Below are 24,670 nucleotides of genomic sequence, written 5' to 3'. Positions count from 1 at the left end.
CGCCTCCGGCTCCCGTCGTACGCGCCCGACACGAGCACGGGGTCACCCGGTTCGGTGGTACCGCGTCGGCTGTGTGGACGGACGGAACGGCGCACCCGTCAACGGGCGCGGCGGTGAACCGGTGAATTCCGGTGCGTGTCGCCCCCCGCGTCGGCTCCTCGGAGACGTTCAGGAACCAGGATCGGGGCACCGACCGCACACCGAGGCATTGGGGTGGACAACGCATGGAACGGGACGGCACAGGACCGCCGCGAGAGGTGCCGGAGTGGAGTGCGACCGAGCCGGAGGCGCCGACGGAGAGCCCCCGCGGCGCGCTCGGTACGGGCGTGCGCATCATGGGACTGCTGACGACCACCGACCACAAGGTGATCGGCTACCTCTACATGGTCACCTCGTTCGGGTTCTTCCTGCTGGCCGGCACGCTGGCCATGCTGATGCGCGCGGAGCTCGCCCGACCAGGACTCCAGATCGTGAGCGCAGCCCAGTACAACCAGCTGTTCACCGTGCACGGCACGGTGATGATGCTGCTGTTCGCCACGCCCATGTTCGCCGGATTCGCCAACGCGGTGATGCCGCTGCAGATCGGCGCCCCGGACATGGCCTTCCCACGGCTGAACGCCCTCAGCTACTGGCTCTACCTCGGCGGCGGACTCGTCGTCGTGTCGGGTCTCGTCGTACCCGGCGGCGCCGCGTCGTTCGGCTGGTTCGCCTACGCCCCGCTGAACGGCCCGGTGTTCTCACCCGGCCCGGGCGGCGACCTGTGGACCATGGGCCTGGTCCTGTCCGGCGTGAGCACCACGCTGACCGCCGTCAACTTCATCACCACCATCGTCTGCCTGCGCGCCCCGGGCATGACGATGTTCCGGATGCCGATCTTCACCTGGAACGTGCTCTTCACCTCCATCCTCGCGCTGCTCGCCTTCCCGGTGCTCACGGCCGCCCTGCTCGCCCTCGAGGCGCAGCGGAAGCTCGGCGCGCACGTCTACGACTCGGAAGCCGGCGGCGCGTTGCTCTGGCAGCACCTGTTCTGGTTCTTCGGCCACCCGGAGGTCTACATCGTCGCGCTGCCGTTCTTCGGCATCATCAGCGAGATCATCCCCGTGTTCAGCAGGAAACCGCTCTTCGGCTACGTCGGCATGGTGGGAGCCACCGTCACCATCACGATGCTCTCGGCCGTCGTGTGGGCGCACCACATGTTCGCCACGGGCGCCGTCCTGCTGCCCTTCTTCTCCCTCATGTCCTTCCTCATCGCCGTCCCCACGGGGATCAAGTTCTTCAACTGGATCGGCACGATGTGGCACGGCAGTCTCTCCTTCGAGACACCCATGCTGTTCGCGGTCGGTTTCCTGGTCACCTTCCTGCTGGGCGGCCTGAGCGGCGTGCTGATCGCCTCGCCGCCGCTCGACTTCCACCTCACCGACTCGTACTTCATCGTCGCCCACCTGCACTACGTCCTGTTCGGCACGGTGGTCTTCGCGATGTTCGCGGGCTTCTACTTCTGGTGGCCCAAGTGGACCGGGCGCCTGCTCGACGAACGCCTCGGCCGGATCCATTTCTGGAGCCTCTTCACCGGCTTCCAGACGACCTTCCTGGTCCAGCACTGGCTGGGGGAGTCCGGCATGCCGCGCCGCTACGCCGACTACCTCGACGCCGACGGCTTCACCGTCCTCAACACGGTGTCCTCCATCGGTGCCTTCCTCCTGGGCCTGTCGACCCTGCCCTTCCTCTACAACGTGTGGCGCACCGCGACCAAGGCTCCCCGGGTGCGGACCGACGACCCGTGGGGTTACGGCCGTTCCCTGGAGTGGGCGACCTCCTGCCCTCCGCCGCGGCACAACTTCGCCGCTATCCCCCGGGTCCGTTCCGACTCGCCGGCCTTCGACCTGAATCATCCGGAGACCGAGGCCGGCGCCCGCCACACGCTGCACAGCCCCGAAGGTCCGTCGCAGGAGGAGCGCTCATGAAGACCGAGGCCGTCGTGTTCGCCGGCGTGGCGGGGTTCTTCCTCGTCGTGGACGTCCTGTACGCCGTGTGGTCCGGGGCGGAGCCGGCGGGGACGGCGGCGCTCACCGTCGCCACCCTCATGGCGCTGCTCGTGACCTTCTTCTTCTCCCGCCGGTACCAGCTGATCGGGCAGCGCCCCGAGGACCGCACGGACGGAGAGGTACGGGAACGCTCCGGACCGCTGGACTTCTTCCCGCCGCACAGCGCCTGGCCCGTGCTGATCGCCGTCGGGGCGAGCGTGCTCGCCGTGGGGGCGGTGTACGCCGTCTGGCTGTTCCTGCTCGGGGCGGGCGTGGTCGGCGCGGGTGTCGCGGGCCTGGTGTTCCAGTACGCCGGCGACGGGGACCGGCGGTAGCGGACACGGGCCGGGGCGGTCGGACCGGTGCCGGCGGACTCGGACGGGCGCGGACCGACGTGACCGGACTCGGCCCGGTGCGGCCCGGGTCGGGCCGCACCGGGCACCAGACCGGGTTTCAGTCGGTCTGCTCGGCCGCCTTCGCCGCGTGCGGAGAACCCTCCGGGCCACCAGGGCCCTCGGAGGCGTCGTCCGTCCGGCCGTCGGCCCGCACCGGCGGCGCCATGCGCTCCTCCACGGCCGCACGCTCCTTCTCCGTCGCCGGGAGGTCGACCTGGCGCCCCTGGAACCAGCGACTCGCCGCGACCCGAAGCCGCCGCCGACGGGCGACACGCTCCTCGTCGGGGAGCGCCAGCGGCTCGGGGGTCTCGCGCATCAACAGGCGATAGCGCACCGCGGGCACCACGGCCCGGTGTCCGGCGGAGAGTTCGCCGTGGACCGCCTGTCCCACCGCTCCGGTCTCCTCGCCCTCGGAGAGCCTGCGGCGGTCGCGTTCCTGCAGGGCGAGGCAGAGACGCCGGGTCACGGCGAAGGCCAGGACCGGCGCCACGATCAGCGCGATGCGCAGGATCCAGGTGATCGCCTCGACCGAGAGCCGGAAGCCGAACGCGATGACGTCGTTGCCGCCGGCCAGCAGCAGCACGGCGTAGAAGACGATGCCGGCCACGCCGAGGCCCGTGCGGGCCGGGCGGTTGCGCGGCCGGTCGCACAGATGGTGCTCGGCGCGGTCGCCCGTCAGCCACCTCTCGATCAGTGGGTAGAAGAGCAGACCGGTGAACAGGACGCCCGGCAGCACCAGTGTGGGCACGAAGACGTTCCACATGATCGTGTGCCCCGCCACGTTCGTCTCCCAGGGAGGCATCAGCCGCATGCCGCCCTCCAGGAACCCGACGTACCAGTCCGGCTGGGAGCCGGCCGAATCCTGGTCCGCCCGGTAGGGACCGTAGTTCCAGACCGGGTTGACCTGCGCGATCGCCCCCATGATCGTCAGCGTCCCGAAGACCAGCAGGAACAGCCCGGTGGACTTGGTGACGAAGTGCGGGACCATCGGCTGCCCGACCGCGTTGCGGTTGGTCCGGCCCGGCACGGCCCACTGCGTGTGCTTCAGGTAGAAGACCAGCAGGAGGTGCGCCGTGACCACGGCCACCAGCAGGGCCGGCACGAGCAGTACGTGCAGCACGTACAGGCGCGGGATCACCACGTGGCCGGGGAACTGCCCGCCGAACACGGCCATCTCCAGATACGTGCCCACGACCGGGATCGACCCCACGATGGTCGCCGCCGTCCGCAGCCCGGTCCCGGACAGCAGGTCGTCGGGGAGCGAGTACCCGGCGAAACCCTCCACCATGGCCAGGATGAACAGCGTCACGCCGAGCACCCAGTTCGCCTCCCGGGGCTTGCGGAACGCGCCGGTGAAGAACACGCGGAGCATGTGCACGGCGACGGCGGCCAGGAAGACCAGGGCCGCCCAGTGGTGCACCTGCCGGATCAGCAGCCCGCCCCGCACCTCGAAGCTGAGGTACAGCGTCGTGGTGTAGGCCTGCGTCATCGGCTGTCCCTGGAGGGGGACGTAAGGGCCGTCGTACGTGGTCTCGACCATGCTGGGGTCGAAGAACAGGGTGAGGTAGACCCCGGTGAGCAGCAGGACGACGAACGAGTAGAGGGCGATCTCCCCGAGGAGGAAGGCCCAGTGGTCGGGGAACGCCTTGCGCAGTGCGGCCCGGGCGAGCTCGGACAGGGGCAGCCGGCCGTCCGCGGCCGTGAGGCCGCGCTTTGCCGCGTCCTCGGCCTGGGCCCGCCATCGGGCGCGACGCTTCCGAAGGAACACTGTGCTCTCCTGAGGTCTGCACGAGGCGGTGGGGCGTCAATGCCGACCCTCACCCGCCCGGACCCTCAAAAGAGTGGGGCCACGCCGACGTGTGGGCCGCACGGTGGAATTAGTCGGCGCGGCCGTGGACCGAAAGCCGTGTCCCGCGTGCGCGCATCACGGTCGAGGCAGCCCGGGCCGACCGTACGTCCGGCAGTCGCGCGCGGATGCGACGGCGCACGAGAAGGGCGGGCAGGGCCCAGCACGCGATCCACCACAGCGCCAGGAGGGCGGCCAGGAGGAGCGCCGGGACGGCCCCGGTGATGTGACGGAGGACGACGAGAATCCCGAGAACGGTCATGGCCAGCAGCAGGACCATGCCGGTCGCCACCAGCCGCGAAGCCCAGGCGACCGTCTCGGACTTGACCTCAAGGCCGGTGACGAGCCGGTGCAGGGCGACCGGACCTGTCAGTGCCGCCGTCGCTCCGGCGCCGCTCAGCACGCAGACGAGGTAGAGCAGCCGGTCGGTGTGGTCGAGCAGCCCGTACGCGGGGGTGAACGACGCCGCCAGGAGGAAGGCCAGCAGCAGCTGCACGACGGTCAGGACGACGCGTACCTCGTGCATGAGGTCCGACCAGAGGCGGTCGGCCCGCTCGTCGCAGGTCTCCTGACGTTCGCCCACGTTGGCGGCCCGGGAGATCACGGGGCACCGCCGCACGTGGGAGACGTACCGTTCGTGACCATGACGGTCACCTCCTGGAACTCGCGGTCCCGCTCTCCGAGGCGGGTGCCCTTCCGGCGCCGTGTGCAACTCAGGGGTTGAACAGCACCTTGACGGCGCCGTCCTGCTTCTTCTGGAACATGGCGTACGCATCCGGTGCCTCGCGGAGAGGCAGCCGGTGGGTGGCGAAGTCCTCGACGCCCAGCGGGTCGCCGTCGGTGACCAGGGGCAGCAGGTCCGGTATCCAGCGCCACACGTTGGCCTGCCCCATGCGCAGCTGGATCTGCTTGTCGAACAGGGTCATCATCGGCAGGGGGTCGGCCATGCCACCGTAGACGCCCGACAGGGAGACGGTGCCGCCCCGGCGGACCAGCTCGATGGCCAGGTACAGGGCGGAGAGTCGGTCCACCCCGAAGCGCTTCATCAGGCCGGCCGCCAGCCGGCCCGGCAGCAGCCCGGTCACCTTCTGGGCTCCCGCCACCATCGGCGCGCCGTGGGCTTCCAGGCCCACCGCGTCGATGACCGCGTCCGGTCCGCGGCCGTCGGTCAGGTCCCGCACCGCGGCCACGAGGCCGTCCTGGTCCAGGTCGAAGACCCGGACGCCGTGCCCGCGTGCCCGGTCCAGCCGTTCCGGCACGAGGTCGATGCCGATGACCGTGTCCACGCCGAGGTGGGCCGCGACGCGGGTGCACATGTCGCCGATGGGGCCGAGGCCGAGCACGGCGAGGCTGCCGCCCGGAGGGACGGCGGCGTACTGGACGGCCTGCCAGGCCGTCGGCAGGACGTCGGAGAGATAGACGAACCGGTCGTCCGGCGGGCCGTCGGGGACCTTGACGGGCAGGTCGTTGCCGAAGGGCACCCGCAGGTACTCGGCCTGGCCGCCGGGCACCTGGCCGTAGAGCTTGGTGTAGCCGAAGAGGGACGCTCCCATGCCGTGCTCGTGGACCTGGGTGGTCTCGCACTGCGAGTGGAGGCCCTGCCGGCACATGAAGCAGGTGCCGCAGGAGACGTTGAACGGCACGACGACCCGGTCGCCGGGGCCCACCTCGCTGACCTCCGGGCCCGCTTCCTCGACGATGCCCATCGGTTCGTGGCCCAGGATGTCGCCCTCTTCGAGGAACGGACCGAACACCTGATAGAGGTGCAGGTCGGAACCGCACAGTCCGGTGGTCGTCACCTTGACGATCACGTCCGTCGGCTGCTCGATCACCGGGTCCGCGACGGTGTCGACGCGCACGTCGGCCGTGCCGTGCCAGGTCAGCGCCTTCATCGTGACTCCTCCTCGCCCGCCGCGGCCGGAGCGTGTCCGTCGCCGCTGTCCGGTTCGGCCATCCTGCGGTGCCCTTCCGCCTTGAGCGCGTCCGGCAGCACCTTGTTGAGGAGCTCCTGCGCCTTGGTCTTCACCGAACCCGCGACGACCTTGTCGCTCCCGGACTCCATCGCGGCCAGGCCCTGCCCGGCCACGTCCGCGGGGTCGTCCTTGTCCTGCCGGCCGACCTTCGTGTCGAGCATGTCCGCGCGACGGAAGAAGTCGGTGTCGGTGGGCCCGGGCATCAGGGCGGTGACGGTGACGCCGGAGTCCTTGAGCTCGTTCTGCACCGCCTGTGAGAACGACTGCAGGAAGGACTTCGACGCGTTGTAGACGGCCTGGAACGATCCCGGCATCGTCGAGGCGATGGAGGAGGTGATCAGTACGCTCCCCTCGTCGCGCTCCACCATGTGCCGCACCGCCCGCTTCGTCAGGTGCACGGTGGAGCGCACATTGAGATCGACGATCTCCAGCTCGTCGGCCAGATCCGTCTCGGCGAACGCGCCGCCCTGTCCCACCCCCGCGTTGAGGGCGACGACCGAGACCGGGCGGCCACGGGCGGCGACCGTCTGCCACAGGCGCTCGGCGTCCTCGTACCGCCGCAGGTCGGCGCGCACGACGTCCACCTCCGTGCCCGCCTGCCGGATCCGCTGCGCCGCCTTCTGGAGCCGGACGTCGTCCTCGGCGTTGATGACGAGGTCGTATCCGCGCTCGGCCAGCTGGCGCGCCAGCTCGTACCCGATACCGCTCGAAGCTCCGGTCACTACCGCCAATGGCCTGATTGCGTTCATGTCCGGCCGAGTGCCCCGTCCGACGGCGGGTACGCGAAACGATCCGCGGGCTTCCGCATCGAGCGTTCGGCAGACCAGGCGCCGTGCCGGAAGACAGCCCGCGTCAGGCGCCGTGACGCGCGGGTACCGATGACGGGTCGGTCCACGGACCGCGTCGAGGAGGTCGGCATGGAGTCTTCGGTGGACCGGATCCGCGAGCCCTGGGGCAGCCGGGTGCCGCACGGGCGGCACAGGGAGTGGCCGGCCCGGGTGGACACCTACCTGGCCGGGGGGCTCCGGCCCGAACAGGTGCAGCAGTGGGTCCAGACCGCTTCGATCCTCCACTCCGACGGGGACGCCATGGACATCGCGGTGGTCGACGGACGGATGGTCGGTGTACGGGGACGGGCGACCGACCGGGTCAACCGCGGCCGGCTCGGGCCGAAGGACCTCTTCGGATGGCAGGCCAACGCCTCACCCGACCGGCTCACCCGCCCCCTGGTCCGTGAGAACGGACGGCTCGTGGAGAGCGACTGGGAGACCGCGATGAGCCGTGTGGTGTCCCGCTCCCGCGCCCTCCTCGACGAACGGGGCCCGGGCTCCATCGGCTTCTACACCAGCGGACAGCTGTTCCTGGAGGAGTACTACACACTCGCGGTGCTCGCCCGGGCCGGGATCGGGACCAGCCATCTCGACGGCAACACCCGCCTGTGCACGGCCACCGCCGCCGAGGCGCTCAAGGAGACGTTCGGCTGCGACGGGCAGCCCGGCAGTTTCGACGACATCGACCACGCAGACGTCATCGCGCTCTTCGGCCACAACCTCGCCGAGACCCAGCCCGTGCAGTGGATGCGCGTCCTGGACCGGCTCGAAGGCACCGACCCGCCCCGGCTGCTGTGCGTCGACCCCCGGCCCACTCCGGTGGCCCGCCGGGCGACCGTGCACCTCGCCCCGCGCACCGGCACGAACCTGGCGCTGCTCAACGCCCTGCTGCACGAGATCATCCGCACGGACCGGGTCGACCACGCGTACGTCGAGGCGCACACGGTCGGCTTCGAGGAGCTCGCCGCCCAGGTCGAGCACTGCACGCCGCAGTGGGCGGCCGGGATCTGCGACGTCCCGGCCGCGCTCGTCACCGAGGCCGCCGAGCTGTTGGGCGGCGCCGACCGGCTGCTGTCCACGGTGCTGCAGGGCGTCTACCAGTCCCACCAGGCCACCGCGGCGGCCGTCCAGGTCAACAACCTGCATCTGATCAGGGGAATGCTGGGCAGGCCCGGCGCGGGGGTGCTGCAGATGAACGGGCAGCCCACCGCCCAGAACACCCGCGAATGCGGAGCCGACGGAGACCTGCCGGGCTTTCGCAACTGGCAGAACGACGCCCACGTGGCGGAACTGGCCGAAGTGTGGAACGTCGAACCCACGGCCATCCCGCACTACGCGCCGCCCACGCACGCCATGCAGATGTTCCGTTACGCCGAACAGGGCTCGATCCGCATGCTGTGGATCAGCGGGACCAATCCCGCCGTGTCCCTGCCGGAACTCGCCCGGATCCGCTCGATCCTCGCCCAGGACCGCCTGTTCCTCGTCGTCCAGGACCTGTTCCGCACCGAGACGGCCCAGTACGCCGACGTCGTGCTGCCCGCCGCGACCTGGGGGGAGAAGACCGGCACCTTCACCAACGCCGACCGCACGGTCCACCTGTCCGACAGGGCCGTCGAACCACCGGGCGAGGCCCGGCCCGATCTCGACATCTTCCTCGACTACGCCCGCCGCATGGACTTCCGCGACAAGGACGGCGGGCCGCTGATCACCTGGCGGGACCCGGCCTCCGCCTTCGAGGCGTGGAAGCGCTGCAGCGCCGGCCGGCCGTGCGACTACACGGGCCTGACCTACGACATGCTGCGCCGTGGCAGCGGCATCCAGTGGCCGGTCGACGAGGAGGCACCCGAGGGAACCCCACGCCTCTACACCGACGGCATCCGCTGGGCCCACCCCGAGACGTGCGAGGACTACGGCAAGGACCTGGTGACCGGGGCGGCCGACAGCGCCACGGACTACCGCGCCCGCAACCCCGAGGGCAGGGCCATGCTCAAGAGCGCCGCCTATCTGCCTCCGCACGAGGCCCCGACCGATGAGTTCCCTTTCCAGCTGACGACCGGCCGCACCCTCTACCACTTCCACACCCGCACCAAGACCGGCCGCGCACCGCAGCTGAACGCGGCGGCTCCCGACGTATGGGTGGAGATCTCGGCCGGCGACGCCAAACGGCTCGACCTCGCGGAAGGCGACCTCGTGGAAGTCACCGCCTCACGCGGAGCCCTGCGGGGACGGCTGCGCGTCACCGACCTGCGGCCGGGCGTGCTCTTCGTCCCCTTCCACTACGGCTACTGGGACACCCCCGCCGGCACGGGCCCCGGCCCCGGCACGCCGGGCCGCGCCGCCAACGAGACGACGATCACCGACTGGGACCCGGCCTCCAAGCAGCCGCTGTTCAAGACCGCCGCGGCCGCGCTCACGCTCGTCGCCCGGAGCGACGGAGAACCCTCGCCCGCCCCCACCACCACCGCCTCCGCCCCGGCCGCCGCGCAGGATCCGGCCGCCACCGCCGGAGGACCGGCGGCGCACGTGTCGCAGACCCCCGACACCGCCTGGGACCGGAAGGAGGACCGCCGGTGAACGGCATCGAACTGGCTCTGCGCGCCCTCCACCACGGCGAGGGGCACCTCGTCGGTGAACTGGAGCACCTGTCGGAGCGCCACCGCGCCGAGCACGAGGTCCACCACGTGGCCACCGACGTCGCCGCCTGGTCCCGGGAACACCTCCAGCGCCTGGCCGACGCGGCGTCCCACTACGGCCTGGACCTCGACGACGAGCCCGGCGACTCCGCCGGGGCGCCCTTCGCCGCGTTCACGACGACCACCTCCGACACGGGGGGCGATCTGCCCGAACCGGGCCTGCTGCTCCTGCGCGACCTGCGTGAGGTGCATCTGGCCGCGACCCGCAACTCACTGCACTGGGAGATGCTCGCCCAGGTCGCACAGGCGTCCAAGGACACCCGGCTGCTCTCCCTCGCCTCCTCCTGCCACCCCCGGACGCTGCGCCAGATGCGCTGGACCAACACCATGATCAAGAACCTCTCGCCCCAGGTCCTCGCCGCCGCCCTGTGACGTCCTGGCGCCGCGTGGAGCCGACCGTGGAGCCGACGCGTGGAGCCGATCGCGGAGTCGAACGCGCGGACCGGCGGACCGTCAGCCGGTCCGTCCGGCCGTGCGGAGCAGGAGCAGGGCGATGTCATCGGTGTAGGAAGCGGTGGGCCGGGCCCGGCGCAGAAGCGTGTCGATGAGCCGGTCGAGGTCCTGTCCGCTGTGCTCGGCGAGTTGGCCGGCCAGGTCGTCGGCGATCCGGTCCGGATCCACGCCAGGGGACTCGACGAGGCCATCGGTGTAGAGGGCGAGCGTCGCTCCGGGGCCGAGGGACAGCGTGGTGACGGGGTACGTGAGGCTCGGGTCGATGCCCAGCAGGGGACCCGGTTCGAGTTCCACGGCGCCGGCCCGCTTGCCCGGACAGTGCAGCAACGGGGGCGGATGACCCGCGCTGGCCACCACGGCCTCCTGACGGGCGAGATCGATGTGCACATAGGTGCACGAGACCAGGAGATCGGTTTCCAGGTCGGCCAGGACGCGGTTGGTCCGGGCGAGGACGTGGCCGGGCGGCCCTCCGGCCGTGGCGTGGATGGCCGTGCGCACCTGCCCCATGAGGGCGGCGGCCGCCACGCTGTGGCCCTGGACGTCGCCGATCACGGCCGCGACGCGGGCACCGTCGAGGCGGATGACGTCGTAGAAGTCGCCTCCGATGGCCATCCCGTGGCTGGCCGGCAGGTAGCGGGCAGCCGTGTCGAGCCCCGCCAGCACGGGCAGCCTGTGCGGCAGGAGGGCCTGCTGCAGGCCGCGGGCGAGGTCGCGGGCGGCGTCGTACAGCCGGGCACGGTCCAGGGCCTGCGCGATCAGCCCGGCGAGCGAGGTCAGTACCGCCCGCTCGTCGGCGCCGAACGCCCGCGGCCGGTCGAAGGAGAGGATGCAGCAGCCGACGGGCCGACCGGAGACGATCAACGGCAGGAACGCCCATGCCTTCTTGCCACTGATGTGCGGCGCCCTGGGGTACTGGCGCGCCATCTCCTCGGGATCGGCGAAGAACGCCGGGACCCCGTCGGCCAGCACCTGCCCCGTGGGCGTGAGATCCGTGTCGAGGGGCAGTCCGTCGAGCCGGTCGATCGTCTCCTGGTCGTAGCCGTGATGGCCGCGGATCTTGAGGCGTCCGGCATCGGCGGCGGACAGCACCAGGCCGTCGGCGCCGAAGGCGGGCAGCACCTGGTCGGCGATCAGCTCGACGACGTCGCGGACGGCCACCGTCTCGGTCAGGGCCGCCGCCAGATGGACCAGCTGGTAGAGACGCCCGACCTGCGCGGTGCCCGACGGCGCGGACCGGGCGGGCCGCGCCGACACGGCCGTCGGCGGCCGGCCGTGTTCGTCGGCGGCGGCCCGGGTGATCCGTACGCTGATGCCACTGGCGTCCGGGTAGAGCTGGAACCGGAGCCAGGTGTCCGGCGGCCGCAGAGACGTGAACGCGACGGGATCACGGCTGATGACGGCGGTGCGGTAGTGGTCCTCCGCCACCGCGTCGTCCAGCCAGGGCAGCGACTGCCAGGGCCGGGTGCCGAGCAACCGGCCGGCACCGGCGCCGAGCAGCGACGCCGCCTCGGCGGTCAGGAAGTTGATCCGGCCCTCCAGGTCCATTCCGAGGGCTCCCTCGGGCAGCCGCTCCGCGTAGTCCACGGCGGCCTGGGAAGGCGGCCGGCCGTACATGGGGGCCGCGGAGTCCGCCGGGACCAGGCGGGGCTCGTCGGGCACGCTGAGCGGCACCGGGGCGTCGTCCAGGACCCGCGCCATGCGCCGGGCGGCGGACGCGATGTTGCCGCGCTCGCGGCGAGAGGCATCGGCGGGGTGGCTGGCGGGCCACAGGAGAAGCAGCGCCCCCCAGCAGCGGTCATGCCCCATCACCGGTACCGCGGCGAGGGCGAAGCGGTACGGCAGACTGGCGGCGGCGCGCGGATAGGCGCGGACCAGGTCGTTCTGCGAGCCCACCCACACCAGACGGTTCTCGCGCACCGCGTCACTCACCGGCACCGGAGCGCTCAACGGAACCCGCCGCCACGGCCATATCACCTCCAGCGGCACCCCGCAGAGCACCGTCAGACCCAGGACCCTGCCCGCCTCCTCGAGCAGGTAGAAGCCCCCGGCGGAGGCCCCGGTACGGCGCAGCGTGTCGACCAGCGTCTCGTCCGGCAGCCCGGCTTCCTCCGGCCTCTGCTCGGGTCCGCCCATCACCGCTCCTCGCCCGGCCCCCGGGACACCCGTATCTCGACGATACGCCCGGGACGACGCGCCACCGACGGAACCTTCCGCGGACCCCAGCCGGTCTTCGCGGGCCGGTGAAAGCGCACCCGGGCCCCTGCCGCCGGGCGCCCGTTCAGACCTCACCGGCTCGCCCGCGATGCCCGTTCACCGGGAGCCGGTAGAGGGCGAACGCGCGGCGGATCACCGGCTGGGCGACGTTGCGGACCCGGACCCCGCCGGCCGTCATGCCGTGCTCGGTGCCGAGGTGGGCGTGGCCGTGGACGGCCAGGTCCGCCCCCGCGGAGTCGATCGCCTCGGCGAGCAGATAGCTGCCGAGGAACGGATAGATCCCCGGCGGCTCGCCCGCCAGCGTGTCCGGTACCGGCGAGAAGTGGGTCAGTGCGATGCGGACGGCGCAGCCGTCGGCGGACAGGCCGCCGAGCGCGGCCGTCAGCCGCTCCGCGCTGAGCCGGGTCGTACGGACGAACGCCTTCATCTCGGGCTCCCCGAACTCGCTCGCGCTGGCCCCGACGAAACCGCCGCAGAAGCCCTTCGTACCGGCGACGCCGACCTTGTGTCCCGCCACGTGCAGCACGACGCCCTCGCCCTCCAGTACGGAGACGCCGCCGTCCCGGAGCACCTGGCTCACCTCCGTCTCCTGGCCGGAGTGGTAGTCGTGGTTGCCGAGGACCGCCACCACCGGCACCCCGGCGTCCCGGACCTCCTCCACCACCACCGCGGCCTCCTCGGCCGTGCCGTGGCGGGTCAGGTCGCCGGCGAGCAACAGCAGGTCGGCGCATTCCGACAGGACCGAAAGAGCCGGGCGCAACAGACCCCGGCAGTCCGCACCGAGATGCACATCGCCGACCGCCGCGACCCGCACCACCTCGGACGCCGGCGCGGCGCTCATGACAGCTCCTCCCACCGGTCAGGGGCGTCCGCGCACGCCACGACGACGTCGGCGAGCACCGTGGACCCCGCCAGTTCGGCGCGGGCGAGACGCAGGATCTCCTCCCGCCGGGCGGCCGTGGGCACGGTGCCGGTCAGCACGACGGCGTCGCCCCGCTCCTCCACCCGCACGCCCAGCTCGGCCAGGTCGTCGCGCGCGAGGCGCTCGACCAGCCGGGCGACGCGGTACTCGTGCTCGTGCGCGTCGAGATGCTCACCGCTCATCGCCGGTCGCTCCTCTCCTCCCGTTCCCCTGCCGCCGGGTGCCGCCCGCTCCGTGGGTCCCGTCCGTCCCGTCGGCCCTGTCGATCACGCCGAACAGTTCGAGCAGGTACAGGAAGGCGATCGCCATGGGGTTGTCCGAGGTCTCCGCCCGCACCCGCGCCCAGTCCACCCGCTCGCGCAGACCGCGCGCCACGGGAAGCAGCGCGCCGAAGTCGCAGTGGTGCTCGGAGAACGCCGAGAGCCGCACCGCCATGAGGTCCGTGGGGTCGATCACCGGCATGTGCACCGAGTCCACGGGCAGGGTGCAGGCGCGGGCCAGCAGTTCGGTGGTGACGGGCCGCCCGGCCAGGGCGAAGATCAGGTCGATCTCCTCACCACCGGTGCGGGCCTTCACGAGCCAGTCCTCCGGCGGCTCCACGATGCGCACGCCGCGCCGCTGCAGCAGCCGCGTGACGGTCTCCGCGTCCTCCCTGCGGACGGCGAAGTCCGTGTCGTGCTGGAGACGGACCGGAATGCCGTGCGCGTACACGGCGACGCTTCCGACGAGGGCGAAGGGACAGCCCGAGGTCTTCAGGATGGCCGCGATCTCCTTCGTGGCCTCCAGAATCGCCTGGGTGTGATCGGCCGGCAGGGCGACGCCGGGCCGCTGCCCGGTGCGCGGGTCGAGGTCGGCCACGTCGGGTGTGCCCGGCATTCCGGCCCCGTCCAGCGGACCGGGCGTGAGATAGGTGAAGCGCCCCGGCCGGGCGTGCGGGTGGTGCGCCGCCCCGGAGCGGGCGCTGCCCTGTTCTTCCGCGAGGTTCATGGCGTCCTCCTGCGGTCACGACCGGTCACGGCCGGCTTCTGGCGAGCCGGCGTGCTCACCGGTGGGCCGCATGTCCGGCCGTCCGTCCGGCAGTGCCTCCGGCCCTACGTCCGGCAGTGCCTCCGGCCGTACGTCGTCGAGGCGCGCGCGCAGCGCCGTGGCTCCGGACTCCCAGGCGCGCGTGACGGAGTCGGCGAACCAGTCCTCCAGCAGCACCGTCGCATCGGCTCCGAAGGCGAGATCGGCGGCCAGCTCGGGCTCCTCGGCGAGGAGGGGCGCGACGACCTCGTGCCGGACCAGTTGCTCGTGGACGGCGTCGGCTTCCACGTGCTCGTCGTAGAAACGCACCGCCGCCTCTCCGGCGCCGGCCCGGCGCAGTGCGGCGACCAGCCGGGACGCGGCCGGCGAGGACGTGATCTCCAGGACGGCGAAGTGGCCGACGAGGGCGCCCCGGCGGGCCCGGCGGAGGCCGAACAGCGACATCAGGTTGGCCGTGGCGAGCGCCGGTGCGCCGACCGCCGGCAGGTAGTGGCCGTACGAGGGGTCGAGCCCGAGGGCGGTCAGGAGGTCGCCGTAGAGCCGGGCGTGCATGCGCTCGGCCCGTCCGCAGCCGTACTCGTCGAACTGCACCGTCATCATCGCGGCCTTGGCGCGCCCCCGGAGCCTGGGTACCACCCACAGGTGCGGGTCTGCCTCCCGCAGCTGGTACACCGAGCGCAGCACCGCGTGTTCGCGCAGCTGGTCCAGGGTCCCGTGACGGACCAGGTAGTGGGAGACGCCTCGACCGTCGTCGCGTTCGGTCAGCAGGGTCTCGAACACCTCGTCGGGGTCGGGCGACCGTCCGCACGCGGCGCGCAACGCCGCCTCGAAACGCGCTTCGAGGCGGGCCCGCAGCTCCAGCAGGCCCAGGTCCCACTCGGCGTCGTCTGGCACGCCCGCGAAGCCCCGGTAGTGGAGCTCGTATCCGAGGTGGAGCGCCAGTTGGAGGTCCTCGCCGTACGGGTCGGCGGCCTCGGCCACGCGGCCGCCGGGCAGTGCTCCGGCCCGGCCGCGGAGGCGGCCGATGACGGCCTCCGACAAGTCACCTCGGGGCGGTGGCAGTTCGGGACCCTCGGCCTGGCGGCCGCGTTCCGCCCTACGGCTCGGGGCTGTCGTCGTCACGGGACGGCCTCCTCGTGTCGGCCCCCTTGTGCCGCGCCCGGTGGCGGTGGCTGGTGTCGCAGAACGGCTCCCTGAGGCTGCGCCGGCATCTGCACAGGGCGACCACCGGACGGTCGCTGCGGCGAACCGTTCCGTCGGAGAGCACGATCTCCACGGGCCCTTCGACCAGCAGCGGTCCGTCCGCCACGGGAGTGATCCGCGCGGCGGCCCGCGAGGTCATGGGGCGCGCGTCGCCGGGCTGGTCTTCTGTGGGTTTCACGGCGCACCTCCGCTCGGCGGGAACGATGCCATGGCGGATGCCCCTTTCGGTCCGGATCATGCTCCGGGAGCGGACACGTGCACGGACATGTGCGCGTGCGTGGACCCGTGCGCGGCGGGCGCCGGGCGCGTGCGCGCTGCGAGAAGGGGTAGTCGCGGGCGGGAAGAGAGGAGTCGCCGGGGCTCGTGGACGAGCCCACGGGCGATTCCCGCCGTGCGCGACAGACCGCCCGAGGAGGACACCATGAGCATGGTGCAGGAGACGATCAGGGTGACTGCCCCGCTGCACGCCGTCTACGGGAAGTGGACGCGGTTCGAGGAGTTTCCCCGCTTCATGGACGGTGTCGAGGAGGTCCGGCAGCTCGACGACCGCCTCTGCCACTGGCGCACCCGGGTGGCGGGTGTGGCCCGTGAGTTCGACACGGAGATCGTCGACCAGCTCCCCGACGAGCGCATCTCCTGGCGCACGGTGGGCGAGGGCGTGAAGCAGAAGGGCGTCGTCTCCTTCCAGCGTCTCGACGACGCGCACACGCGGGTGAGCCTGGCCATGGAAGTCGAGCCGCAGGGGATCGTCGAGCAGGCCGGTTACGCCCTGGGCTTCGTCGAGGAGCGGGTCCGGGGCGACCTGCAGCGCTTCAAGCGGTACGTCGAGGAGGGCGACGCCACCGACAGCGGCTGGCGCGGCCGCCTGCGTCCCGCCGACAGCACGGGCGAGTCACCGCTGTCGGGCGAATCCGCCGGTGAACCGGCGGCCGCACCCGAGCCGCCGGAACGGCCGGGCCCCTACCCGGGCCCGCTCCCGGACAGTCCTGGGGAGGTTCCCGGGACGCCTCACACCTGAGGGTCCCGACGCGGGGCGGTCCCGGCCCGGGCCGGAGCGGGCCGGCCGGGGCCAGCAAGGGCCGGCCAGGGCCGGGCGCGGTTCGGGGCTGGCCGACACGGGCCGGCGCGGGCCCGGCGTGGGCCGGCCGGGGCCAGTCAGGGCCGGGCGCGGTTCGGGGCGCGGATCCACCGGGGTCGCCCGAGCCCGGGGCCCGGGGTCAGCCCGGCCGGGTGCGGCTCGGTCGCGGACCCATCGGGGTCAGCCCCGGGGCGCGCCGGGGTCAGCCCAGCCCGGGCCCCCGTCGCAGTCACCCCGCGAGCCCGGAAGCGGGCTCGTGTCCGTACGACGCGGGGTGGCGGCGTCGCGGACCGCGCGGATCACCACCAGTTCCTCGGCGCGCGTCCCCCGCGCGACGAGGCCTCGGCGCTCGAACCAGTCGGCTCGCGCCTCCATCACGGGGCCGAAGGGCTGGACGCGCCGAGCGACGACGCGGGCGCGCAGTCCCGCCGCGCGTAGTGCGGCCAGGCTGGCTCCGATTCCGCTGAGCGAGGACTGGACGAGGAGCAGCACGCCGCCGGGCGCGAGGAGCGTCGGGGCGACACGGCAGATCCGGTCGAGCAGCAGCCGCCCGTCCGGCCCGGCGTCCCAGGCCCGGCGCCGCCCGCGGGCGGGCGCTGCCGGCGCCGCGGCGGGGACGTACGGCGGGTTGACGGTGACGAGGTCGAAGCGCTCGCCGGACACCGGCACGGCGAGGTCCCCGGTCAGAACGCGGACGTGGCAGCCGTACCGGCGCGCGTTGGACCGGGCCGCCGCCACGGCGGTCCGCGAGATGTCGGATGCGGTCGCCTCGGCTCCGCGGCGGGCCGCGGCGACGGCGAGGATCCCGGTGCCGGTGCACAGGTCGAGCGTCCGCGCGCCGGGCTCCAGGGATTCACGGGCGAGACTCCGCAGAAGCAGGACCGTGTCGCCCTGCGGGGCGTAGACCCCGGGCGGCCTGATCATTCCCATGGTGCTCATTCCTCGCGGGTGCCCGTGTCCCGCCCTCGCACACACCGCCTCACGCCCACCCGCACGCACCGCGGAAGGTGCGTACGGCAGGCTCACGCGGTGGCGCCTGAGTCAGCTCGCCACGGTGAGCTGCGCGAGCGTGTCCACCACGTCGGTGAGCCGGCCGTGCCGGCGGAAGGCGGTGCGCTGGCGCGTCGCGCCGCCGCCGTGGGCCTGGACGCGGTGCCACTGACCCAGCACGCGTTCGGTGTCGCCGGCGGCGTCGAGCGCGGGCCGGGTCCGGCGCAGCAGCCCCTCGACCAGCTCGGCGGCGGGCCGTTCCCGGCCGGTGTACGGGTCGAGCCCGAAGCCGGAAAGGCCGTGCCAGGCGGCGAGTTCGTGCGCCAGCAGGAGCCGTCGGAGCGGGACGCGCGGCACGGGCCGGCCCTCGGCCTCCTCCGCCAGCAGCACCGTCGCGAGGGCGCGGACGAGGGCGGCGAGCATGACCACCGTCCCCACGTCGGCGTTGGCGTCGCCGACCCGGATCTCCAGCGTGGGGACGTGCTCGGACGGCCGGGCGTGCCAGTAGAGCATGCGCCGGTCCATCAGCGTGCCGGTCCGCACCAGCTCGGCGACGTGGGAGAGATAGCCGGCCTCGTCGAGGTCCGGGGCCGGGCCGACGGTGGGCCAGCTCGCGTACTCGACGGAGCGCCAGCTGTCGAAGCCGGTGTCACGGCGGCGCGCGAAGGGCGAGTTCGTCATGAGGGCCTGCAGGACGGGCAGCCACGGGGCCATGCGCCGGGAGAGGGCGAGCGCGAGGTCCCGGTCGAGAGTGCCCACGTGGACGTGGCAGCCACAGACCAGGCCGTCGACCGGACTGAACCGGGCGGCGAAGCGACGGGCCATGCGCTGGTAGCGATCGGTGTCGGTCACGGTCAGCGGGGCCTCCGGCGGTACGACGGAGGTGCCGCTCGCGACCGGCAGGCAGTTCTCCGCCCGGGCGGCCTCGGCGACCACCGACCGCAGCCAGACCAGCTCTTCGCGCAGGTCGCGGCACGAGGCGGTGGGCTGGGACGTGGTCTCGATCTGGGCGTTGAAGAACTCCCTCTGCACCTGGTCGCCCAGTACCTCGGTGGCAGCGGCGATCACCCGGGGCGCCCGCCCGACGGCGGCTCGGCTGGACCGGTCCACGAGGACGAACTCCTCCTCCACCCCCATGGTCAGGATCTTCATGGCTTCTCCTCGCGTCGCTGCCGCGAGTACCCGGCCGCGCCTCGTTTCATCCGTGTGCTTCGGCGGTGGAGGCGGGCCCCGGCCGCGTCCGGGCGCGCTGGTGTCGGCATCCGGATGTGTCGGCATTCCGGAACAGGGCAGACGCATGGGGTCGAGCCCCGACCGCACCCGGGCCGATCCGAGCGGAGGAGGAGCGCCATGGCTACCGGCGACAAGAAGGACAGGCAACGGCAGAGCGACGACACCCCGCAGGTGGACGAGGCGACGCGGGAGCGGTCCTCGAGGCAGCGGAACATCACCTCGCCGACTCCGCCGGACGTCCGGGCCAAGGCTGACGAGGACGACGACGACCGCCGCGGATCGCGAGCGGCGGACAAGCAGGCCCCGTGACCACCGGCCGCACCGACCTGTGAACGGCGCCGGCAGAGATCTGCCCTCACACCGCGGGTGTGAGGGCAGATGCCGACAGCCGACAGCAGATGCCGGCAGCAGAGGTCACGGCAGCGGGGTGCCGCCCGTCGCGTTGAGGATCTCGCCCGTGATGTAGGAGGCCTCCGGGGAGGCGAGGAAGACATAGGCGGGGGCCATCTCGGCGGGCTGGGCGGCGCGGCCCAGCGGGGACTGCTCGCCGAAGTGCGCGACCTTCTCCTCGTCCATGGTGGCCGGGATCAGCGGCGTCCACACCGGCCCGGGCGCCACGGCGTTGACCCGGATGCCCTGCGGCGCGAGCTGTTGCGCCAGGCCGTGCGTGAAGGCCACGATCGCCGCCTTCGTCATCGCGTAGTCCAGGAGGTGCGGGCTGGGCTTGTAGGCCTGCACAGAGGCGCTGTTGATGATCGTCGCGCCGGGTCGCAGGTGCGCCAGCGCGGCGCGGGTCAGCCAGAACATCCCGTACAGATTGGTTCGCATCACCCGCTCGAACTGCTCGTCGCTGATGGCGGCCAGCCCGTCTGGCTGGGACATCTGGTAGGCGGCGTTGTTCACCAGCACGTCCAGGCGACCCAGATCGGCGACGCAGCGGGCCACCAGATCCGCGCAGAACGCCTTGTCACGCAGGTCACCGGCCACGGGCAGGGCGCGCCGGCCGGCGTCCTCGATCAGGGCGGCCGTGGTGTCGGCGTCGTCCTGCTCTTCGGGCAGGTGACAGAACGCCACGTCGGCGCCCTCGCGGGCGAAGGCCAGGGCGACAGCCCGGCCGATCCCGGAGTCCGCACCGGTGATGAGGGCGATCCGGTCGCTCAGGCGGCCGGCTCCCCGGTAGGAGTCCTCGCCATGGTCCGGCTCGGGCCGCATCCGCTCCCCGGTGCCGGGGTGCGGCTGCGACTGCTCCGGCTGCGGCGGCTCGGGACGGCGCGCCCCGGGATCCTGCGAGGCGTCATGGTCGCTCGTCACCACGGGCCCTCCTCCTCATCGGCCACGTACGGGTTCCTACGGAAGCGCGCCGGCGGCACACACCGGCATCGACATCCCGCATCCTGCTCATGCGGGCGGCAGCATCCCGAGACGCCGGGCCGCCCGCGCCCCGGCACTCACTCACTCGGTCGCGCGGTCGCGTCCGGCGGCTTCGCCCTTGCCGGAGTCCGCGCCTTCCCCGTCGGCGCCGGTGCTCAGTAGCCGGTGGAAGAAGGAACGGTAACGGCGCAGGGCCGTCCGAAGGCTCTCGGTATCGACGTCCTCGCCCTGCCGCCACTGCCCTTCGAGGGACCTGCGGTGGTCGGCGAAGGTGGCGGCCAGCTTCTGCATCACGTCCGCCACGAGCGTGTCGGCCTCGTGCACGGCCTGGCGCGGGTCGTCCACGAACATGCTCTGCAGCTCGTGCCAGCGCGTACGGAAGCTCTCCTCGTCCCCGGAATCCATCAGCCGCGGAGACTCATCGGCCGAGCCGGTCCCCTCGGTGGGGGTGGCGGCGGCACCCATGTCGGTGCCGGTTGTGCCAGTTGTGCCAGTCGTGCCGGTGCCGGTTCCGGTGGCAGTCCCGGTGCCCGTGGCAGCGCCGCTCTCCCTGTCGCTCTCCCCGTATCCCTCCCTGTCCCGGGAACCGAGATCCGGGCCGCCGGTGTCGATGGCTTCCCCCGGGTACGTGGGCGCCCTCTCGGTGCCTCGGGCCTCCTCCGCCCGGCCCGTGCCGGGGCCGGCCTCGCGCTCGGACGAGCGGGCGATGTCGTCGGTCGACAGCCTGCCGCCGGCCGCTTCCGGTGTGTCGTTGCCGTGCATGGCGGTGTCCGCCTCTCAGGCCCGGCCGGAGCCGGGCCGGTCGCCGTCGGAGAGCAGCTCGTCGAAGAGGACCCGGTAGTGGATCATCGCCCCGCGCAGCTGCTCGGTGGTGGCGTGGTGGTCCGAGCTGAGCCGGTCGACCTCGTGCGCCGCGCGGTAGTGCTCCAGGGTGCGGCCGTGTTCGACCGACAGGTCCCTGGCCCGCTGCTCGAAGTCGTCCGTGGGATAGCCGCGCTCGCGCATGAGGGCGGTCACCAGCCGGTCCGCGTCGTGGACCGCCGACTCGGGACGGTCGACGAACTGCTCCTGCACCCCGCGCCACTCCTGTGCGTAACGATCCCTCAGAGCGGGGTCGAGCGGCCGGATGTCGAGGGACTCGTGACGCTTCTCGCGGCTGCCGAGGTCGTGCTCGGCCGCCCGGCGGCTGCCCGCCTCGTCGACCGTGCGGTCGTACTCGGAGCCGAAGCGCTCCCGTAGCCGGCGCCGTCTGCGCCGGTCCAGGACGATCGCGACTGCGATCAGGACAACCACCACCGCGATCGGGATGATGATGGCCAGAAGGGTTCCTGTGGACATGAGCCGGCCCCCTTGGCTGTGACGGGGTCTGTTTTCCGCGGTTGCCCACCGGCGGAGAGGCGAAACGGTCCTCCGTGCCCGGGCGCCAGGGACGCCGGGCGCCGCGTCGCGGCGGTCTCAGTGGGCCGCCGCACCGAACTCGGCGTGCTGCGTGCGCAGCGCGAAGTCGGTCTCGTCCGCGGGTGGTTTGCCGAGGAACCGGCGGCGGGTCTCCGCGCGGGCCTCCCGCATCAGCACCCGGAACTCGTCGTCCGTGAGCCTGTGCCGGACCCGGCCGTCCCCGTCGTCGGTCCTTCGTTTCTTCGTGTGCGTCCGCATGATGGTCTTTCCCGCTCTTCCCGCTCTTCCCGTTCTCGCCCGGCGCCTACCCGGGCCGAGCCGGAACAGACATCGCCGGCGGGGCCACGGAGGGAAGGGTGATCTTGCCCGCCACTGCCGTTTCGGGTCGAAGCCATCGGGTTACACGCGAGTCATGAAAACCATTCCGAGTGCCCTGCGGTCGGCCCTTCCCTCCGATGACGGGCCCGGCCGCGTGCTGAGGGCGATGGACCGGCTGGAGGACTCCCCGCGGGCCGACGCCCTGGCCGACGCCCTGCGCAGAGCGGTACGGGCGCTGCCGCTCGGCCCGGCGCGCGACGCGCTGCACGGCCGGTGGCTCGGTCACCCCGTACATCCCCTGCTCGTGCAGTTCCCGCTCGGGGCGTGGCTGTCGGCCGCCGTGCTCGACCTCGTCCCGGGCGGTCACCGCGCGGCGCGGGTGCTGGTCGGCGCGGGGCTCGCCGGAGCGGGGCCCGCGGCCGTCGCCGGCTGGGTCGACTGGGCCGACATGCGGCGTCCGCAGCTCCGCGTCGGACTCGTGCACGCGGCGGCCAACGTCACGGGCATCGTCTGTTACGCCGTCTCCCTCACGGCCAGGTGCCGCGGCCACCACTGGCGCGGCCGGCTCTGGGGCTTCGGCGGGCTCACCGCGGTCGGGGTGGGCGGGGCCATCGGCGGCCACCTCGCGTACCGGCAGGCCGCCGGCGCCAACCACGCCGAGCAGGTCCCCGCCCTCGCCCCGGCAGACTGGCGCCCGGTCGCGGCCCTGGCCGACCTCCCGGTCGGCCGGCCGCGCCGCGCGCACGTCGGCGAGGTGGCGGTGGTCGTCGTCCGCGTGGACGACGGCACCGCCCGGGTGCTGGCGGAACGGTGCAGCCACATGGCCGGCCCGCTGGCCGACGGAGAGGTCGTCGACGGCTGCCTGGTCTGTCCCTGGCACGGCAGCGCGTTCCGCCTCGAAGACGGCTGGAACGTCACCGGCCCGGCCACCGCCCCGCAGCCCGTCTTCGACACACGCATCGTCGACGGCCGCGTCGAGGCCCGCCTCCGCACCCGGGGCCGGTCCTCTCCCCAGGCGGGTCGCGGCCGGTCCGCACCCTGAGTCGTCGGGCCTCGGGTGTGACGCATACGTTGGTCGGGCTTCACGTGAGACGCAAACGTCGACAGCTGATGTCTGCGGCGGCCGCCCGGCCGCCGCACCCCTGCCCCGACCGGGCATGCCTTCGTGCGCATGTCCACCCACCGAAAGGCTCGTCGTGACCCAGACCGAGAACCAGCCCCAGAGCGAGGACCAGGCGCAGGCACAGCAGGACGGCACCGCCCCCGTCGTCCGCCGCAACGACACCCGGCACCGCTACGAGATCCTCGTCGACGACAAGCGGGCCGGACTGACCGCGTACCGCGACCGGGAGGACCGGAGGGTCTTCTTCCACACCGAGATCGACGACGCCTACGCGGGTCGCGGCCTCGCCTCGATCCTCGTCGAGCAGGCCCTCACCGACGTCCGCGCCACCGGGATGCGGATCGTGCCGGTCTGCCCGTACGTGGCGAAGTTCCTCAAGAAGCACACCGAGTTCGCGGACATCACCGACCCGGTGACCCCCGAGGTGCTCCAGTGGCTCGAGGCCCGACTGGCCCGCTGAGCAAGTCGCTCCACCCTTGCGGAAAGTCATTGCAAGATCTTGCGGGCGGTCGGCGGTCGCTGTTTGACTGCCCGCATGAGCGACAGCAGCCCTTCCGACCCCGACCCCGACCCCGACTGCGACCCCGACCCCGATGGCGGCCTCGGCCTCGAAAGCGAGCTCGGCCTCGACTTCGACGACAGCGACGACATCGACGTCCTGGTCCTCGGCGGTGCCGGGGTCGACACGATCGTGTACGTCCCCGAGCTGCCGCTGCCGCTCGCGGACAGCCACATGATCCGGCCCGGGATCCAGACCCGGGCCGGGCAGACCGGCGACTTCGTCGCCCTCGGACTGCACCGCCTGGGCCTGCGCACCCACCACCTCGACATGGTCGGCGCCGACCCCGAGGGCGAACTCGTCCGCGCCTTCCACCGCGACCAGGGCATCCCGCTCACCGAGGTCCACCAGCCCGCCGGCACCAAGCGCGCCGTCAACCTCGTCGACCCCGGCGGACGCCGGCTCTCCCTCTACGACGCCACGCGCGGCCACGACGCCGACCGGCTGCCCCCGGAGACCGTCAAGGCCCTCGCCGCCCGCAGCGGACACGCCCATGTCTCCCTCACCCAGCCCTGCGCCCACGCGCTGCCCTTGCTGCACGACGCGGGCGTGACGCTCTCGACCGACCTGCACGACTGGGACGGCCGCGACGACTACCACCGGCCTTTCGCGTACGAGGCCGACGTCGTCTTCCTCTCCGCCGCCGCCCTCGACGACCCCGAGCGCACCCTCCGGCACATCGCCGAGCACGGCCGTGCCTCCGTGGTCGTCGCCACCGCCGGGGCGGCCGGAGCGCATCTGCTGACCGGCCCCGACGCGGAGCCGGTCCACATCCCCGCCGTCACTCCGCCCGCACCCGTCGTCGACAGCAACGGCGCCGGCGACGCCTTCGCCGCCGGCTTCCTGTACGCCTGGCTGTCCGGTGCGCCCGTCCGCACCTGCGCCCTCTACGGCGCCGTGGCCGGCGCGTACGCCTGCACCGTGCCCGCGACCCGTACCGACGCGATCGGGCGCGACGCGCTCCTCGCGGGCGTGGCGGGACTCGCGTAGGCGCCCGCGCCCGCGACCCGCCGGGGCGCGG

25 protein-coding genes are annotated in these 24,670 nt (G+C 72.8%); 9 read left to right on the top strand and 16 right to left on the bottom strand.

All coding sequences use genetic code 11. The features are described from left to right. Nucleotides 1-224: 224 nt before the first annotated feature. Complete coding sequence (ctaD, locus tag ACWEV0_RS18635) at nucleotides 225-1,964, top strand: aa3-type cytochrome oxidase subunit I (RefSeq protein ID WP_453150382.1); 1,740 nt, start codon at nucleotides 225-227, stop codon at nucleotides 1,962-1,964. Further along, nucleotides 1,961-2,359: an aa3-type cytochrome oxidase subunit IV gene (gene ctaF / locus ACWEV0_RS18630; protein ID WP_453150381.1), complete on the top strand. Its 399-nt coding sequence runs from the start codon at nucleotides 1,961-1,963 to the stop codon at nucleotides 2,357-2,359. The genes ctaD and ctaF overlap by 4 nt, the downstream gene beginning before the upstream one ends. A 118-nt stretch (nucleotides 2,360-2,477) precedes the next feature. Here the strand turns inward: ctaF and qcrB are convergent, their stop codons facing one another. From qcrB to ACWEV0_RS18610, 4 genes are all read right to left on the bottom strand, one after another. Further along, nucleotides 2,478-4,187 (bottom strand): cytochrome bc1 complex cytochrome b subunit, encoded by a 1,710-nt coding sequence (qcrB, locus tag ACWEV0_RS18625; RefSeq protein WP_453150380.1) that lies wholly within the window; start codon nucleotides 4,185-4,187, stop codon nucleotides 2,478-2,480. Between the two features lie 109 nt (nucleotides 4,188-4,296). Next, a complete protein-coding gene (locus ACWEV0_RS18620) occupies nucleotides 4,297-4,884 on the bottom strand; it encodes a DUF6328 family protein (protein WP_453150379.1) in 588 nt (195 codons plus the stop codon). A 94-nt stretch (nucleotides 4,885-4,978) separates the two neighbouring features. After that, nucleotides 4,979-6,157 carry a zinc-dependent alcohol dehydrogenase gene (locus ACWEV0_RS18615; RefSeq protein ID WP_453150378.1) on the bottom strand — a complete coding sequence of 393 codons (1,179 nt, stop codon included), beginning with the start codon at nucleotides 6,155-6,157 and terminating at the stop codon, nucleotides 4,979-4,981. Further along, nucleotides 6,154-6,987, bottom strand: a complete 834-nt coding sequence (locus ACWEV0_RS18610) for an SDR family NAD(P)-dependent oxidoreductase (RefSeq protein WP_453150377.1) — start codon at nucleotides 6,985-6,987, stop codon at nucleotides 6,154-6,156. Before ACWEV0_RS18610 ends, ACWEV0_RS18615 begins: the two co-directional genes overlap by 4 nt. A gap of 168 nt (nucleotides 6,988-7,155) precedes the next feature. Between ACWEV0_RS18610 and ACWEV0_RS18605 the strand changes: the two genes are divergently transcribed. Beyond that, nucleotides 7,156-9,642, top strand: coding sequence for a molybdopterin oxidoreductase family protein (locus ACWEV0_RS18605; protein ID WP_453150376.1), 2,487 nt, complete (start codon nucleotides 7,156-7,158; stop codon nucleotides 9,640-9,642). Next, on the top strand, nucleotides 9,639-10,133 hold the full coding sequence (locus ACWEV0_RS18600) for a hypothetical protein (RefSeq protein ID WP_453150375.1): 495 nt from the start codon (nucleotides 9,639-9,641) through the stop codon (nucleotides 10,131-10,133). Before ACWEV0_RS18605 ends, ACWEV0_RS18600 begins: the two co-directional genes overlap by 4 nt. A gap of 81 nt (nucleotides 10,134-10,214) precedes the next feature. Here the strand turns inward: ACWEV0_RS18600 and ACWEV0_RS18595 are convergent, their stop codons facing one another. The 6 genes from ACWEV0_RS18595 to ACWEV0_RS18570 form a co-directional block, all read right to left on the bottom strand. After that, entirely contained in the window at nucleotides 10,215-12,347 is a 2,133-nt protein-coding gene (locus tag ACWEV0_RS18595) for a PP2C family protein-serine/threonine phosphatase (RefSeq protein WP_453150374.1), read from the bottom strand. Nucleotides 12,348-12,492: 145 nt separating this feature from the next. Then, nucleotides 12,493-13,269 (bottom strand): metallophosphoesterase family protein, encoded by a 777-nt coding sequence (locus ACWEV0_RS18590; protein ID WP_453150373.1) that lies wholly within the window; start codon nucleotides 13,267-13,269, stop codon nucleotides 12,493-12,495. Further along, nucleotides 13,266-13,532 (bottom strand): BON domain-containing protein, encoded by a 267-nt coding sequence (locus ACWEV0_RS18585; RefSeq protein ID WP_453150372.1) that lies wholly within the window; start codon nucleotides 13,530-13,532, stop codon nucleotides 13,266-13,268. The genes ACWEV0_RS18590 and ACWEV0_RS18585 overlap by 4 nt, the downstream gene beginning before the upstream one ends. After that, the gene (locus tag ACWEV0_RS18580; RefSeq protein ID WP_453150406.1) at nucleotides 13,522-14,226 is read right to left on the bottom strand and encodes a nucleotidyltransferase family protein; all 705 of its coding nucleotides are present in this window, start codon (nucleotides 14,224-14,226) and stop codon (nucleotides 13,522-13,524) included. The genes ACWEV0_RS18585 and ACWEV0_RS18580 overlap by 11 nt, the downstream gene beginning before the upstream one ends. Nucleotides 14,227-14,352: 126 nt before the next feature. Beyond that, complete coding sequence (locus ACWEV0_RS18575) at nucleotides 14,353-15,498, bottom strand: iron-containing redox enzyme family protein (RefSeq protein WP_453150371.1); 1,146 nt, start codon at nucleotides 15,496-15,498, stop codon at nucleotides 14,353-14,355. Beyond that, nucleotides 15,473-15,757, bottom strand: a complete 285-nt coding sequence (locus ACWEV0_RS18570; RefSeq protein WP_453150370.1) for a CDGSH iron-sulfur domain-containing protein — start codon at nucleotides 15,755-15,757, stop codon at nucleotides 15,473-15,475. Before ACWEV0_RS18570 ends, ACWEV0_RS18575 begins: the two co-directional genes overlap by 26 nt. A gap of 243 nt (nucleotides 15,758-16,000) precedes the next feature. Here ACWEV0_RS18570 and ACWEV0_RS18565 point away from each other — a divergent pair, with 243 nt between their 5' ends. Beyond that, on the top strand, nucleotides 16,001-16,597 hold the full coding sequence (locus ACWEV0_RS18565) for an SRPBCC family protein (protein ID WP_453150369.1): 597 nt from the start codon (nucleotides 16,001-16,003) through the stop codon (nucleotides 16,595-16,597). Nucleotides 16,598-16,837: 240 nt separating this feature from the next. On the opposite strand, the gene ACWEV0_RS18560 is transcribed toward ACWEV0_RS18565, so the two are convergent. Next, entirely contained in the window at nucleotides 16,838-17,587 is a 750-nt protein-coding gene (locus ACWEV0_RS18560; RefSeq protein WP_453150368.1) for a HemK2/MTQ2 family protein methyltransferase, read from the bottom strand. Nucleotides 17,588-17,698: 111 nt separating this feature from the next. Continuing rightward, entirely contained in the window at nucleotides 17,699-18,799 is a 1,101-nt protein-coding gene (locus tag ACWEV0_RS18555; protein WP_453150367.1) for a carboxylate-amine ligase, read from the bottom strand. Nucleotides 18,800-18,997: 198 nt separating this feature from the next. Between ACWEV0_RS18555 and ACWEV0_RS18550 the strand changes: the two genes are divergently transcribed. Further along, nucleotides 18,998-19,189: a hypothetical protein gene (locus ACWEV0_RS18550; RefSeq protein ID WP_453150366.1), complete on the top strand. Its 192-nt coding sequence runs from the start codon at nucleotides 18,998-19,000 to the stop codon at nucleotides 19,187-19,189. Nucleotides 19,190-19,294: 105 nt separating this feature from the next. Here the strand turns inward: ACWEV0_RS18550 and ACWEV0_RS18545 are convergent, their stop codons facing one another. From ACWEV0_RS18545 to ACWEV0_RS18530, 4 genes are all read right to left on the bottom strand, one after another. Next, nucleotides 19,295-20,191 carry an SDR family oxidoreductase gene (locus ACWEV0_RS18545; protein ID WP_453150365.1) on the bottom strand — a complete coding sequence of 299 codons (897 nt, stop codon included), beginning with the start codon at nucleotides 20,189-20,191 and terminating at the stop codon, nucleotides 19,295-19,297. Nucleotides 20,192-20,332: 141 nt separating this feature from the next. After that, a complete protein-coding gene (locus ACWEV0_RS18540; RefSeq protein WP_453150364.1) occupies nucleotides 20,333-21,013 on the bottom strand; it encodes a hypothetical protein in 681 nt (226 codons plus the stop codon). A gap of 15 nt (nucleotides 21,014-21,028) precedes the next feature. Continuing rightward, nucleotides 21,029-21,589 carry a hypothetical protein gene (locus ACWEV0_RS18535; protein ID WP_453150363.1) on the bottom strand — a complete coding sequence of 187 codons (561 nt, stop codon included), beginning with the start codon at nucleotides 21,587-21,589 and terminating at the stop codon, nucleotides 21,029-21,031. 117 nt (nucleotides 21,590-21,706) lie between these two features. Further along, nucleotides 21,707-21,907, bottom strand: coding sequence for a hypothetical protein (locus ACWEV0_RS18530; protein ID WP_453150362.1), 201 nt, complete (start codon nucleotides 21,905-21,907; stop codon nucleotides 21,707-21,709). A gap of 154 nt (nucleotides 21,908-22,061) precedes the next feature. Here ACWEV0_RS18530 and ACWEV0_RS18525 point away from each other — a divergent pair, with 154 nt between their 5' ends. The 3 genes from ACWEV0_RS18525 to ACWEV0_RS18515 all read left to right on the top strand — a co-directional run bounded on the left by ACWEV0_RS18525 (nucleotide 22,062) and on the right by ACWEV0_RS18515 (nucleotide 24,639). Next, on the top strand, nucleotides 22,062-23,009 hold the full coding sequence (locus ACWEV0_RS18525; protein ID WP_453150361.1) for a Rieske 2Fe-2S domain-containing protein: 948 nt from the start codon (nucleotides 22,062-22,064) through the stop codon (nucleotides 23,007-23,009). 154 nt (nucleotides 23,010-23,163) lie between these two features. Beyond that, nucleotides 23,164-23,550, top strand: coding sequence for a GNAT family N-acetyltransferase (locus ACWEV0_RS18520; protein ID WP_453150360.1), 387 nt, complete (start codon nucleotides 23,164-23,166; stop codon nucleotides 23,548-23,550). 75 nt (nucleotides 23,551-23,625) lie between these two features. Beyond that, nucleotides 23,626-24,639: a PfkB family carbohydrate kinase gene (locus tag ACWEV0_RS18515; protein WP_453150359.1), complete on the top strand. Its 1,014-nt coding sequence runs from the start codon at nucleotides 23,626-23,628 to the stop codon at nucleotides 24,637-24,639. Nucleotides 24,640-24,670: the final 31 nt, after the last annotated feature.

It is taken from the genome of Streptomyces sp. NPDC003943, from assembly GCF_053605265.1.
The sequence above is the reverse complement of the archived record's forward strand: the minus strand, read 5'-3'. Positions and strand labels throughout refer to the sequence as shown.